We start from the raw sequence: 13,847 nt of genomic DNA, 5'->3' as shown, positions 1-13,847 counted from the left end.
GTACTGTTTGGCGCGTTATTTCAAAATGCACCAAAAGGCATTTTTGGCAATACCACAAATTACGGTCAATTCTTAAGTGCTGGTGTGATTGTTTTTACTGCATTTGCTGGAGCGCTGAATGCAGGTTTGCCCGTCATGTTCGATCGCGAATTCGGTTTTCTGAATCGATTATTAGTTGCTCCCTTGGCATCGCGGTTTTCCATAGTTTTGGCTTCAGCAATCTTTATCATTAGTCAAAGTTTGTTACAATCAGCGGTGATTGTAACAGCAGCGGCAGCTTTAGGCGCTGGATTACCAGACGTTGCAGGTTTGGGAGCAATAGTCTTAATAGTGTTCCTGCTGGCATTAGGTGTAACTGCTATCAGTCTCGGTCTGGCTTTTGCATTACCGGGACACATTGAATTGATTGCGGTGATTTTTGTAAGTACCCTGCCAATGTTGTTTGCCAGTACTGCATTAGCACCCCTCTCCTTCATGCCTCAATGGTTACAGGTTGTGGCTACCCTCAACCCCCTCAGTTACGCAATTGAACCAATTCGCTATCTGTACGTCCATAAAGATTGGGGATTAAATAGTGTTGTGATGCACGCTTTCTGGGGTGACGTTACCTTTTTTGGTGCATTGGTGGTGTTGCTCGGCTTCGCTGTTGTGGCATTGTTGAGTATTCAACCCCAGTTACGCCGAACCCTAGCATAAAGGATAAAGTATAAAGGATAAAGGATAAAAATTCACACTTCATCCTTCATACTTCATACTTCATACTTTACATTTCATACTCTTTATGAAAAAGCCGTTTTTAACGCTCAAGGGATCGATTGCAGCTGCAGCTGTAGCAATAGGACTAGCTTCAGTGCTGGGACAACAACCCAGCTTAGCTGATACTGGAAGAAGTATTTTGCAAGACCTCGATCCACAACGGAATACCAACGATCCATTGGCACCCAATTCCAATGAAGTCGATAATATGGGTGTTTTCGATCTCATTCATCGGTTTAATCAAGGCAGTAGTGTTTGGAATTCCGAGCAACAAAATCAACAATTAAACGATGCTGCAGCTGAATTTAGAGCGAAGCAGCAACAACTACTTCAGCAGCAAGGTCAACAGATACAAACTCCCCCAGCCTCGCAAGTTGTTAGACCCCAAAAACCTTAGCTCAGTCAGCAAAAAAGCTGCATACAAAGAAGTAGGGGTAAATGACTGTTTGCCCCTACTCTATCTCTGAGGTTCAATTAACGATTGCTACTGAAGAACCTTGGTTTACAACCGCTTCTAAAAGTTTGGACAAAGTTACCCACAATTAGATAAATTGGACAAACCCAACTCTACGGTATAAGCTCGCTCAACTAGAAGCGCATCGCTGCTTGGTTCCGTTGCCTTGTGACGAAGGTTCCTTGACCACTAGTTCCCAGTTACTGGGAGCAATCTTTGGAAATATCTGAGCGGATTGGCGATGTCAAAGGTAAAGCCACTACCCTCAACAACATGGCACTGGTATTCGCCCACCAAGGGGACATCCCTAGAGCGCTCGCACTCTGGGAGCAATCTTTGGAAATATCTGAGCGGATTGGCGATGTCAAAGGTAAAGCCACTACCCTCAACAACATGGCACAGGTATTCGCCCACCAAGGGGACATCCCTAGAGCGCTCGCACTCTGGGAGCAATCTTTGGAAATAAAAGAGCGGATTGGCGATGTCAAAGGTAAAGCCGCTACCCTCAACAACATGGCACTGGTATTCGCCGACCAAGGGGACATCCCTAGAGCGATCGCACTCTGGGAGCAAGTTGTTGTCGCACTCGGACAAATAAGGGCTTATGGTGATTTGGTAAAAAGTCTCGGTAATTTAGGCTTAGCAGATGAAAGCAACAGTTCGGTTTACTTAGCTCAAGCAATATGGCTGACGCTGAGAATTCAAGCGCCTTTAGAGAGTACAATTAACCTAATCCGTGTTTTATATGATATAGTGCCTCAAGGCGATGAGGTAGAAGCTTTATTAGGTGCAATGGCAAGATTCTTTTGCGCCCGCCAAGGTGAAGGTCATCCGCAGTTAGAGGAACTCCAAAACCATAGTTGGAGGATGATAGCAGGGGCGGCGGGTAGGCAAGGAATTGAGACAGAAGAAGCGTTTGAGGCTTGGTTTATCCAGTTACGGCTGAACGATCCAGATGATTTCCTTCCCCGACTCAATCAACGCTTAGAGGAGATTGTTGGCAATAGGTGGTTATTTGACCCCAATCAAATTTCAATGGGCGAGTAAGAAGAGATGCGACACTCTTAAAAATATTTTGTAAACACCAACTTTTAACCAAATGTTGGTAAAACTTCATAAATCAGGCATACTGGCGGTAACGCCAACCCTTGTTCCGTCGAGTTTCAACCTATGTCTGCCCTGGATACCTTCTCGGATGCCCAATCATCAAATTTATCCATACCAACCTGCTTGGGTAAAAAAGATAGGCTTTAAAGTAGCACAAACCACAACACAAACTCCATCGCGATTACTTAAGATAAACAGCTAGAGCGCCGGTACAGTAGTCAAAATGGAAGCACAAAACACATTTTTTCTCGGCTGTAATCCTTGATATTTCGTGAATTTAGAGACGCGCCATGGCTCGTCTCTACAGAAAACAAGGTTATTTATGATTTCTGTACCGATGCTCTAGAGCTTTTACAACAACCAGGTCTCTACAGACAATTATGGAGCCAGCATCAGGTGGAAGAGTTGCTGCAGTGAAAATAAACTATCAATTTGTTAAGTTAAGTTTCCACAAACGTGGCTCAGAAGTACTCTCAATAGGTGTTAACTTGGCTTGATACTGTATTTCCACACCGCCATTTTTGCATTACGAAATGGCAAAGACAGTGCTGCAAGCGGGCAAACACCTGCTAATAGAGAAACCCATCACCATGAACGCAGCCGAAGCCAAAGAACTCTACGAGCTAGCAAAACACAGAGGCGTCATTGCTACAGTAGACTTTGAATTTCGCTTTGTACCCGGATGGCAATTGCTCGCTGAACTCTTGTCAGAAGGCGCGATTGGTTCTAAACGCTTGATTAAAATCGATTGGCTGGGTTCTTCTCGTGCTGATGCGACACGTCCTTGGAACTGGTATTCCCGGAAAGACCAAGGAGGAGGGGCATTAGGTTCTTTGGGTTCTCATACTTTTGATTACATTCACTGGTTATTCGGTCCGGTACGCAGATTGAATGCCCACTTCAGTACCGCTATTTCCCATAGACCAGACCCCCAGACTGGAGAACTCAAGCCAGTAGAGACGGATGATACCTGTATGCTAACTCTAGAATTGGCGGATGGAACACCTTGCCAAGTCTCTATCAGTGCTGCGGTTCACGCACAACGTACCCATTGGGTGGAAGTGTATGGAGAGGGCGGTAGTTTAGTTTTGGGAAGTGAAAATCAAAAAGATTACATACATGGATTCCGTGTTTGGACTTCCACTCCGGGTAAACCCTTAACCGAAATAGAAATACCCAACCGCTTGCTATTTCCAAAAAACTTTGCCGATGGGCGAATTTCTGCATTTATTAGAGTTATCGACCAATGGGTGCAAGGGATAGAACGTAAACAACAGACAGTTCCATCTTTGCAAGAAGGGATTTATTCTCAGTTATTGATGGATTTATCTCACGAATCAAATGCGAAGTCTAGTTGGGTTGATGTACCTGCTTTAGAAGATTTTTTATTGGGTTAGCCAGATTCCGCGCATTGAATTTGTAAAGTAGGACAGGTAAAGATCTCTACCCTACGACATTTTAAATTTACGTCTTATTACAGATATGGATTTATCTCTTTTGGATGGCGTGCGATCGCTTTCACTTAACTCAAAATATAAGCGTCACAAGAAACCTGTTTTGGCAAACACCACCAACCCCGATTCTATCGGGGTTTTTGTAATTGGAACCAAAACAACAAAACAATGTATAGCGGTTTACATATAATTGGTTTATACCTTTAGATTGGTGTGCAAGCTTTTCAACCAAATCAAAATACAAAACAACACTGAAATACGCTGCATAGATTAAAGCACCGAAAACCCTGACAAGCTCGGGGTTTTTTTGCATCTCGTAGATTTGCTGTTCTGTATTTAATTACTCCTTCTCTGCTCTTAAATTACCCATTTTTGTAGGGTGGGCACTGCCAGCCCTTTCAATGCGAACATATGAACTAGTGAGGGAGGAAAAGGTGCTGAGAGCACAGAACCTTTATCCTTCATCCTTTTTAAGAAACCTAATTGTAGTTGGTAAAACCAATTACCAATGTCCCCTGATTTATGACTTATGCTTAATAAAAGGTCTGAATGACCGGGCAAATAAATTAATGAAAGCAATTATTTTCTTGCTTTAACTAAATATCCACAGCGATGTTCGCCGTTAATAATCCAGTGAGTACGTTCTACCGTACAATCTGGTAACACGGCAGCGAACATCTCTAATTCATGACCGCAAACACTGGGGAAAGATTCTGCGACATTGGAAATCGCACAGTTATGCTCGGTGAGAATAAACTTTTTGTCTTCAGAGGGATCGGTGGATGATACTGGATGGCATTCAGCCATGTAGCCTTCTGCTTTTCTCAGTTCTACCAAAGTTGCCACTCTCTCTGAGAGCGAAGCGTTACCGAGACGTTCTCGATAATCTTGTGCTTTGCGCTCCCATTGTTTTCGTAGAATCGAACTCACTTCGTCCCGTCCCACGGTTTCCGCTAGGGTATCGAGTAGAGAAACGGCAAATTTCCCGTAGCTATCACCTAGGCGATCGCTAACTTTTGTATTTAGCCGTTCTCGTCCCTGACGAGTCAGTTGATAGAGAAGTTGTGGACGTCCCATTCCCCCTTGCACGGACGACAAGAGAGAAATTAACTGCTCCGCTTCCAAATCTTTGATATGACGGCGAATCGCTTGCGGGCTAACTTCTAAGGCTTCAGCTAGCTCAAAAGCCGTAGCCTGTGAGTGTTTTAAAAGATATTCTAAGATATCCTGCTTGGTTGAGGACTGCTGGGTAGTCGCCATCGTCGTCCCAAAAATTTATCAAGAAATTTGCTTTTCACAACAACGTTGTTGTTAATCTAGCGTAAAATAAAGATATGTTAAACAACATTGATGTTGTTTTAGTCTCTATACTTATTATCATAGCAGCCGTGTAACATCTCGGCGAGCCTCAGGGAAAACGGGTTTAAAGATTCCGTCTCCCATCCTTAAAGAAATTGAGAAAGCGAACACGAGAGATAACAGCCGATGAGTGCCACTGTCAAAACCTTAGTCAACCAGCCATACAAGTACGGCTTTGTTACTGACATTGAAGCCGACACAATCCCCCGTGGACTTAACGAGGACATTGTCCGTTTAATCTCCGCCAAGAAAAACGAGCCGGAGTTTATGCTGGATTTTCGCCTTAGGGCTTTCCGTCAGTGGCAAAAAATGGTAGAACCGACCTGGCCGAGCGTTAAGTACCCTGCCATAGATTATCAGAACATTATCTACTATTCGGCACCAAAACAAAAGAAACAAAAGCTTAACAGCTTGGATGAGGTCGATCCAACTTTATTGGAAACCTTTGAAAAACTAGGCATTCCCCTGTCAGAACAGAAGCGACTGGCAAACGTCGAGCGGCAATGTGTTGGCGAAAAGTCCCATCAGGGACTCTGCTTCTGCCAGTTCAGTTGGTCTGCCTGAAGATGTGGCTCCAAAAACTACATTTGGCTCTCCGCTATAACGACTTAAAAGTATAGCCCAAGCCCCCTTTAGCAGAATGTTTAAGGTAAGATGATATTTCCGTGCCACAGAATTTAAAGCAGCTGTCGTTGTTTCTGATAGTAAAGTCTGTTGACAATCATGGTCTTCGTCTTGGCTAGAGAAAGTACCCGAACCCTTATCCATAACAAGTGGTGTTGGTACCGTAAATCCTTTAAGTGTCTCACGCCAGAAAGTTTCAGCTTTTGATATATCTTGCTGCTGTAACCAACAAATGTATTCTTTGAAAGGACGAGGATATTCCAGATGTAAATCCTCACCTTTGTAAAAAGCATTGTAGAATTCATAAAATTCTTTCCACAGCCATGTTAAAGACCATCCTTCCATCAATATATGGTGAAAGCTGAAGACAAATTGATAACTGTCGTCAGCCACCTGAATTAATGCCAAACGTATGAGTGGAACCTGGGAAAGTACAAAGCCTCGTTTGCGATCGCCTGCTAAAAAAACTTCTAACTGGTTTTCTCTCTCCTGTAAAGACAGTTGACGCCAGTCTTGAAATTCCCAAGGCACGTCTACTTGCCGATACACCACTTGATATGGTTTATCAAGATTTTCCCAGTAGAAGGAGGTACGCAAAATTGGATGCCGATCTAAAACTCGCTGCCAAGCTTTTCTGAAAACTGGAACATTAAGCTGAGTTTGCAAAGCGTAGCAAAACTGCTCAAAATACACTCCGGAATGGGGTTCAACCAGCGTGTGAAAAAGCATACCCTGCTGTAAGGGCGAAAGTTCATATATATCTTCAATATTTTTTTGTTTCATTGAAAATTCCTCCTATATCATTGACCAATCTGAGCCAGCAAGCTATTCAAATTTTCTTGATTTATGTTTGCTGCTGAAAAGTCTGAAGGGGTATATTCTACTTCTTCTAGAGAGCGACAGTGGGTGATGAGAGACTTGAGCGCTTCTACAAAACTATGAGAGAGTTTTTCTATAGTCTCGCGTCGATGCAGATTTGTGCTATAGCTAAATTCCAGTCTCAACTGACCTTCTTCATTAACCCATGCAATCACGCTTAGCAGATGAGGCTGAGTTCCTTGTGGACTGTACAGCGATCCGGCAAATTCTTCAGTCGGTCTCAGCATAGAAGACAGATCGAAGCTTTTACCAAACTGACCAAGGTAGAGAAAAAATACCTCTGCTTGGGGAAGCGATCGAATTCGCTCTGTAAGTATTGTATCCTCGCTTAAGTAGCGTAGCACTCCATAATCAATGCTTCTATTTGCAATGCAACGAAATTGCTCCAGAAACACCGCCTGCTAAAGCAATATCACTTTCACCATTCATTAAACTTTGGCAGGCTAAATGGACACTCACTAATGATGTCGAGCAGGCAGTCTGTACATTAATACTTGGTCCTCTTAAGTTTAATTTGTAAGAAACTTGCGTGGGCAGGAAATCTTTATCGTTTCCAATCAAAGTTTGGAAGCTGTCTACTGATTCCATCAAATCCCGGTTGAGATATAAGTTTGAAAGCAGGTATGTACTGACAGCAACACCAGCGAAAAGACCAATTTGACCGCTATAAGTTTGGCAGTTGTAGCCAGCATTTTCTAGTGCTTCCCAAACACATTCTATAAAAAGGCGATGTTGTGGGTCTGTAATTTCAGCTTCTCTGGGAGAAAATTCAAAAAATGAAGCGTCAAATAACTCTATATCTTCTAATACACCGCTTGCTTTCACATAACTGCGATCGTTCAGCAATGCTGGATTTACCCCAGCAGATACTAATTCTTCATCTGTAAAAAAAGAAATTAACTCTACGCCATCGCGCAGGTTTTGCCAGAAACTATCAACATTTTTTGACCCAGGAAAACGACCTGCCATACCAATAATAGCAATTTGGTCTTGATTATTTAAGCTATTAATCAAATTATTTGCTATGTCCATAAGGCAAAACTTTATTATCAGCTTTCTAGAATATAGGATTCCTATTAAAGACACGTAGGGGAGCCAGTGCGTTGGACGGGTTTACCGGCTTGAAGCATCTGGCGTTGGGCAATGCTCGCCAAAACTCAGATATAACCCAGATATAATCGACATTGCCCACCCTACAGATACTATTCGTTACTTTTGAAGTATAAGAATTAGATGAACTTGATATAACAAGGGGGTAAACAAGATTTATGCTCCCTCTTCTGAGTAAGGTTGGCGTGAGGTTTTACGGGGGTTTTTATGAAAGTGAGATGCTCTCCACCGAAATTTCCAAAGCAATCTGAATTTGGTCATTTAAAACTGCATCAATATCTTCTTCAGTTGTTAATGGATTAGCAATCACTGCACGCATGGCAATTATAGCAATTTCCTTATCCAAATTGATAATTGTTTTTGTCGTTCGTGAGACAAAAGTGCGACCTATTTGGCGCTGCCTCTTCTGTAAAGTTTCATTAAAATTATTAATAATTTCATTATCTATCTCTGTCAACTGCTTTTTAGCAACAAGCCCTCTAAACTCCACCGGAATATAGCGATAAATTAGCAAATTAGTATCAGGTTCTGCAAGCAATTCAAATTCAGGCATCGCCGAAATGCGAGCAGCCATGTATTGAGTTTTCCGGATTCCTTCATCAATCAAAAACTCATATCCCTTAAGCCCAATGAGCTTTAAACCAGCGTGTAAAAATAAAGCCATACCTGTGGTGTATAACTTAAAGAACGCTCTGGCTGCAATTGCTCGACTAACTGTTCAAAGGGTAAGTCTTGATGGGCGTAAGCACCAAGGGCAACTTCCCGCACTCGTGATAGTAAATCGCCAAAACTGGGGTTACCGGATAAATTGCTCCGCAGCACTAGAGTGTTGACAAATACACCGATTAACTCTTCGGTTTCTTTGCGATTGCGGTTGGCAATCGGCGTACCCACGCAGATGTCAGTCTGTCCGGTGTAGCGGTACAGCAAGGTTTGAAACGCTGCTAAGAGGGTCATAAACAGCGTCACCTCTTGTTTCTGGCTCAAGACAACTAGCTTTTCACTCAGTTGTGGAGAGAGTAAGAATCTTTTAGTTGCTCCAGTATAAGTTTGAATTGCAGGTCGCGATCGCTCGGTGGGTAACTCCAACAGCGATGGAGCACCCGCAAGTTGTTGCTGCCAGTATTCCATCTGCTTTGCCAGCACCTCTCCCTGCAACCACTGCTGCTGCCAGACGGCAAAGTCCGCATACTGAATCGGCAGCTCGGGCAATGCAATTGGTAACTCATTGCAGATAGCTTGATAGACTGTTGCTAACTCACGCACCAGTACGCCCATTGACCACGCATCTGAAACTATGTGATGCATCACCAGTAGCAGGACGTGTTCTGTGGGTTGAAGTTGGAACAAACTAGCCCGCACTAACAAATCGGTTGCTAAGTCAAAGGGACGTACTGCTTCTACTGCTATCAGTTGCTGACAAGTGATTTCGCCCTCGGTAGTATCCAGCTGCTGCAAGTCTACTACTGTCAGTGAGAGAGGTGTACTGCTAGCAATGACCTGCATCGGTTGCCCATCTACCTGAATAAAGTTGGTTCGTAGGGCTTCGTGGCGGCTGATGATGTGATTGAGGCTGTGTTCCAGTGCTATAATATTAGGTTGACCTTGAAAACGTACAGCTACCGGAATATTATAAAAGCCGCTTTCTGGTTCAAATTGCTGTAGGAACCACAAGCGCTGTTGGGCGAATGACACTGGCATTTTCAGCTGCCGTGGCACTCTTACGATAGGGGGAGTTTGTTGAGATTGTTGGCTTTGCTGGGCAGTAGCAATGGACTCAGCCAGGGCAGCGACAGTTGGTAACTCAAACAAGCTACGCAATGGTAACTCCACTGCAAAAGTACTTTGCACCCGTGACATCAGCTGCGTTGCCAGTAAGGAATGTCCTCCCAAGGTAAAAAAGTTGTCATGAATACCCACGCGATCGAGTTGCAGCAGGGAAGCCCAAATGCTGGCTAGCATTTCTTCAATGGGTGTTCTGGGAGCAACGAAGTCCTGCGACACTTGGGATTGTCGGTCGGGGTCTGGTAGTGCTTTGCGGTCAACTCCTGGTTTTGGCGGTTCAATCCAGTAGCGTTGTCGCTCAAACGGGTAAGTCGGCAAAGGTAAACGATGACGGCGTTCATGGCGATAAAATCCCGACCAATCTATTTGGACACCACTTAGCCACAATCTACCTAATGTTTGCAACAACCATGCCACATCCGATTGTTGTTCTTTGACATGGGGTAATGAACTGAGCACCACCTGTTGTGGATTTCTCTGTAGATGCTGTATTGTTAATGTACTTAAAGTTCTTCCGGGTCCCACCTCTAAAAACACACCTTCAAACTGCTCTAACAATTGGGTTATACCATCGGAGAATTTCACAGTTTGGCGCAAATGTTGGCTCCAATAGTTGGGATTTGTGGCTTGTTCATCGCTCATCCAAGTCCCAGTCACATTGGAAATAAAGCGAATGCGTGGTGGTCTGAGTTTCACAGTTTTCACCAGCTGCACAAATGGTTCCAATATTGGTGACATCATGTGAGAATGAAAGGCGTGGGACGTATGCAACAGACGACATTCAATCCCTTGGTCAAACAATTGCTCCTGGAGTGCGGAGATCGCCTCATTTGTACCAGACACCACACAGCTTGATGGGCTGTTAATTGCGGCTATGTCTAAAGACTTACCATCCAAGGGTTCTGCATCCAACAGCAATTGCACATCTTTGTATGGTAATCCAATAGCAAGCATACTGCCAGTGGGCAATTGTTGCATGAGTTTTCCTCTGGTCGCCACAACTGCTAGGGCATCTTCTAGAGAAAAGACACCTGCAATGGTTGCGGCGACATATTCCCCGATGCTGTGACCAATGGTGGCCTGTGGATGCACTCCCCATTCCATCCATAACTGAGCTAGGGCGTACTCAACCACAAACAGGGCAGGTTGGGCAAAGACCGTTTGTTGTAGTTGGAAACAAGCTTTTTCTGTATCTTGTGATGTTGGATACAATACAGAACGGATATCAACACCCAGGTGAGGCTGCAAAATCTCAGCGCAAGTGTCTACGTGTTGGCGGAAGGTGGGTTCGACTGAGTACAATTCTCGCCCCATATTGACATATTGCCCCCCTTGTCCCGAAAACATGAAGATGACGGGCTGTTCTCTATGCTCCTGATAAGCAGTAAAAACCCTCTGTTGGTCTTGTGTTTCCAGAGTAGCTATAGCACCCTTAATGTTCTGGCAGACAAAAATTCGGCGATGGTTAAAAGCTCTACGACCTATTTGTAAAGTATAGGCGACATTAGAGACATTTATCTCTGGATGTTGTTTTAAATAGGTAGCTAGATTAGTAGTTGCGTTCTCCAGTGCTGAGCTAGTTTTGGCTGATAATAATATCAATTGCCAAGGTCTAGAGGTGATTATTCGGGAGGTTGACTGCGGTACCACTAGGGGAATTCCCTTACGGGCAATGACCGAAGGTAACAAAGTCTTGATTAATCTGCGGACACGTCTGTTTGGACGGGTGATTGCAGAAGATGTCGTGCATCCGGTTACGGGTGAGGTGATTGCTCCTCGCAATAGTGATGTTTCTGATGAATTGGCTATTAAGATTGAAAAAGCTGGCGTTCAAGAAGTTATGGTGCGATCGCCCCTAACTTGTGAAGCGGCGAGGTCTGTTTGCCAACACTGCTATGGCTGGAGTTTGGCACACGCAAAATGGGTAGATTTGGGTGAAGCCGTGGGGATCATTGCGGCGCAAAGTATCGGGGAACCGGGTACCCAGCTGACAATGCGTACTTTCCACACGGGTGGTGTATTCACTGGTGAAGTGGCAAAACAAGTACGTGCGGAGAGTGATGGGGTTGTTCGCTACTCCAAGAAATTGCGTCTGAGAGCTTACCGCACCCGCCACGGAGAAGACGCCCAGTATGTGGAGATGAATGGCAATATTTCTTTGGAAGTGGCAAGCACCGGAACTGGCAGTACAATCCAAGATATTCCCGTTACCCAAGGTTCAACTTTATATGTTGTTGATGGGCAGAAGGTGAAAAAAGGTCAGCTGCTAGCAGAAGTTGCGATCGGTGGACGTACAACTCGTGTTAATACGGAAAAAGCTGTTAAAGATGTGGCTTCTGACTTAGCAGGGGAAGTTAAATTTGCTGATGTTGTACCGGAACAGAAAACTGACCGTCAGGGCAACACCACCACAACTGCTGCAAGAGGTGGTTTGATTTGGATTCTTTCTGGGGAAGTTTATAACTTACCTCCCGGAGCGGAATTGGTGGTGAGCAATGGCGATACTATAGAATCCGGTGGAGTTTTAGGAGAAACAAAGTTAACTACACTGCACGGTGGTGTGGTACGTTTACCCGAAGCAACTCCCGGTAAGAGTACACGGGAAATTGAGATTATCACGGCTTCCGTGGTTCTGGACAACGCAACAGTCACCGCCCAAACGAACCAAGGGCGCAACAACTATCTAGTCAAAACTGGCAACAACCAAGAATTTCACCTCCGGGCAACTCCCGGTACCAAAGTCCAAAATGGGCAAGTGGTGGCTGAGTTGATTGACGATCGCTATCGCACGAACACTGGCGGATTGCTGAAGTACGCGGGTGTGGAAGTCCAGAAAAAGGGCAAGGCAAAGCAAGGTTATGAGGTGGTACAGGGAGGAACCCTGCTGTGGATTCCTGAAGAAACCCACGAGGTGAACAAAGATATCTCGCTGTTGATGGTGGAAGACGGTCAGTTCGTTGAAGCTGGTAAAAGCACGGCGTTTTTCGGGATCGGTTTCTTTTTCTGCTAATTCAAATGCTGAAAATATGCGGCGGCGCATTTCTATTGCATCTTCAACAGTTTTCAAGCCAGGAGCCAATTCTTTCCAGTTATCCTTTCCAAAGTAGGAATGGTTAGCACCTGTGGCGACAATTAATGTATCGTAAGGTACTACTTTATCACCCATTATCACTTGTTGTGCTTTTGGATCGATATCATTGACTTCTCCCAGCAACACTTGCGTATTCTTGCTTTTGCTGAATACAGCTCGCAATGGTGAGGAAATATCAGCAGGTGATAGCGTACCTGTCGCAACTTGATATAGAAGCGGCTGAAATAGATGAAAGTTCCGTTTATCGATGAGGGTAACATTCACATTAGCTTTAGCAAGATGTTTTGCCGTGTACAGTCCACCAAAGCCTCCACCAACGATAACAACCTGATGTCGTGCATTATTGTCAAGTGCAACAGCCATACGAAATATTTCCTTCTGTTAAGAGCATTGTAAAGTTTCTTAACAAATGTTTTAACAGTAGGATGATAGTGGTTGCCGTTAATTTGGAACAATTTAAAAAACTATGAAAGTATCAAAGTTACTAATCAGTCATTATTAAAGTGAACAATTGATGACAAATTTACTGTTGATATTGGAGGAATTCTACCAGGGGTCGCCGTGCCAAAACGGTCTAATTTTACGCTAAGGCTAAAACTTTATCCCTATAAAGGTTTTGAGCTTTTATCCTGAAATTAAATGGAAATTGGTTGTGCTTTTTTCATCTTCCGTTACTGGGGTGCTTGTTCTTATAGGTATCTCTTTATTTTTTACATAGCTACTTCCTAATGTTCGCTCTCCTTTAGCCTACGTATCTCAGAACTGATTTTATTGGAAACACTATTAGAAGTAGTCTTTCAAAATAGCCATAGAGAATGCCTAAATTAGCTCAACATAAAAGCATCAAGCTCATCTATATTGTGAATAATATCGTCATCAGAAACACCGTATGCTTCAGCTAATTTAATGCTTGCTTGCAATCTCAATTCAAAATTTAAATTAAAATCAAAAGCATTAGAGGCTAAGTTGCCCAATTGTTCATACTTAGCAACAAGATTAACGATACTAGTCTTGGAAGCTCGATGGATTTGAGAAAGGAAATTTTGGTAATGTTGCTCTACACGTTTGGCAATTTGCGCGTCTATGCCTAATAACTCTTTACATAAGTCAGAAACCATGCGACCACTAATTGAACCAATTACTGCCCCAATAACAAGCATTGGAATCAAGACTTGCCCAATGGCTGCTCCAGTAGCAACCATTGCTGAATCAGCGCAAGCGAATATAC

The 13,847-nt window shown here is 43.8% G+C and carries 9 protein-coding genes and 5 pseudogenes; 6 read left to right on the top strand and 8 right to left on the bottom strand.

Translation table 11 applies throughout. The features are described 5' to 3' along the window. From ACYRY3_RS00965 to ACYRY3_RS00950, 4 genes and pseudogenes are all read left to right on the top strand, one after another. The coding region (locus ACYRY3_RS00965; RefSeq protein WP_460199981.1) for an ABC transporter permease at window positions 1–696 on the top strand (696 nt) is incomplete at its 5' end. Window positions 697–781: 85 nt separating this feature from the next. After that, window positions 782–1,153, top strand: a complete 372-nt coding sequence (locus tag ACYRY3_RS00960; RefSeq protein WP_460199980.1) for a hypothetical protein — start codon at window positions 782–784, stop codon at window positions 1,151–1,153. Window positions 1,154–1,426: 273 nt separating this feature from the next. Then, window positions 1,427–2,257: a tetratricopeptide repeat protein gene (locus tag ACYRY3_RS00955; protein WP_460199979.1), complete on the top strand. Its 831-nt coding sequence runs from the start codon at window positions 1,427–1,429 to the stop codon at window positions 2,255–2,257. A gap of 563 nt (window positions 2,258–2,820) precedes the next feature. Continuing rightward, a pseudogene (locus tag ACYRY3_RS00950) lies at window positions 2,821–3,714 on the top strand (Gfo/Idh/MocA family protein); the annotation flags it as partial. 636 nt (window positions 3,715–4,350) lie between these two features. Here the strand turns inward: ACYRY3_RS00950 and sufR are convergent. Further along, window positions 4,351–5,031 carry an iron-sulfur cluster biosynthesis transcriptional regulator SufR gene (gene sufR, locus ACYRY3_RS00945; RefSeq protein WP_460199978.1) on the bottom strand — a complete coding sequence of 227 codons (681 nt, stop codon included), beginning with the start codon at window positions 5,029–5,031 and terminating at the stop codon, window positions 4,351–4,353. 225 nt (window positions 5,032–5,256) lie between these two features. Between sufR and ACYRY3_RS00940 the strand changes: the two are divergent. Beyond that, window positions 5,257–5,625, top strand: a pseudogene (locus tag ACYRY3_RS00940) (Fe-S cluster assembly protein SufB); the annotation flags it as partial. Here the strand turns inward: ACYRY3_RS00940 and ACYRY3_RS00935 are convergent. From ACYRY3_RS00935 to ACYRY3_RS00915, 5 genes and pseudogenes are all read right to left on the bottom strand, one after another. After that, window positions 5,599–6,483, bottom strand: a complete 885-nt coding sequence (locus ACYRY3_RS00935) for a condensation domain-containing protein (protein ID WP_460199983.1) — start codon at window positions 6,481–6,483, stop codon at window positions 5,599–5,601. The pseudogene ACYRY3_RS00940 and the gene ACYRY3_RS00935 overlap by 27 nt on opposite strands. A 71-nt stretch (window positions 6,484–6,554) precedes the next feature. Continuing rightward, window positions 6,555–6,977, bottom strand: a complete 423-nt coding sequence (locus ACYRY3_RS00930; protein WP_460199977.1) for a condensation domain-containing protein — start codon at window positions 6,975–6,977, stop codon at window positions 6,555–6,557. A 43-nt stretch (window positions 6,978–7,020) separates the two neighbouring features. Next, window positions 7,021–7,665 (bottom strand): annotated as a pseudogene (locus tag ACYRY3_RS00925) (beta-ketoacyl synthase N-terminal-like domain-containing protein); the annotation flags it as partial. Window positions 7,666–7,948: 283 nt separating this feature from the next. Further along, on the bottom strand, window positions 7,949–8,407 hold the full coding sequence (locus ACYRY3_RS00920) for a hypothetical protein (protein WP_460199976.1): 459 nt from the start codon (window positions 8,405–8,407) through the stop codon (window positions 7,949–7,951). Beyond that, a pseudogene (locus ACYRY3_RS00915) lies at window positions 8,380–11,145 on the bottom strand (condensation domain-containing protein); the annotation flags it as partial. The gene ACYRY3_RS00920 and the pseudogene ACYRY3_RS00915, both read right to left, overlap by 28 nt. 55 nt (window positions 11,146–11,200) lie before the next feature. On the opposite strand from ACYRY3_RS00915, the gene ACYRY3_RS00910 reads away from it, so the two are divergent. Next, complete coding sequence (locus ACYRY3_RS00910) at window positions 11,201–12,538, top strand: DNA-directed RNA polymerase subunit beta'' (RefSeq protein WP_460199982.1); 1,338 nt, start codon at window positions 11,201–11,203, stop codon at window positions 12,536–12,538. Here the strand turns inward: ACYRY3_RS00910 and ACYRY3_RS00905 are convergent. Together ACYRY3_RS00905 and ACYRY3_RS00900 are read right to left on the bottom strand one after the other, a co-directional pair. Further along, window positions 12,488–12,982 (bottom strand): annotated as a pseudogene (locus tag ACYRY3_RS00905) (NAD(P)/FAD-dependent oxidoreductase); the annotation flags it as partial. The gene ACYRY3_RS00910 and the pseudogene ACYRY3_RS00905 sit on opposite strands and share 51 nt — an antisense overlap. Before the next feature lie 461 nt (window positions 12,983–13,443). Further along, window positions 13,444–13,847, bottom strand: a 404-nt coding sequence (locus ACYRY3_RS00900) for a hypothetical protein (RefSeq protein WP_460199975.1), incomplete at its 5' end; no start/stop codon positions are given.

The sequence above is a fragment of the Scytonema sp. NUACC21 genome (assembly GCF_054684315.1).
Note: the sequence above shows the minus strand (reverse complement) of the source record. Positions and strands in the feature narration are given on the sequence as shown.

Bases quoted from the DNA above. Each gene is read 5' to 3' on its own strand.
- ACYRY3_RS00960 (WP_460199980.1), top strand. From the start codon at position 782: ATGAAAAAGCCGTTTTTAACGCTCAAGGGATCGATTGCAGCTGCAGCT.
- sufR (WP_460199978.1), bottom strand. From the start codon at position 5,031: ATGGCGACTACCCAGCAGTCCTCAACCAAGCAGGATATCTTAGAATAT.
- ACYRY3_RS00935 (WP_460199983.1), bottom strand. From the start codon at position 6,483: ATGCTTTTTCACACGCTGGTTGAACCCCATTCCGGAGTGTATTTTGAG.
- ACYRY3_RS00920 (WP_460199976.1), bottom strand. From the start codon at position 8,407: ATGGCTTTATTTTTACACGCTGGTTTAAAGCTCATTGGGCTTAAGGGA.
- ACYRY3_RS00910 (WP_460199982.1), top strand. From the start codon at position 11,201: ATGACCGAAGGTAACAAAGTCTTGATTAATCTGCGGACACGTCTGTTT.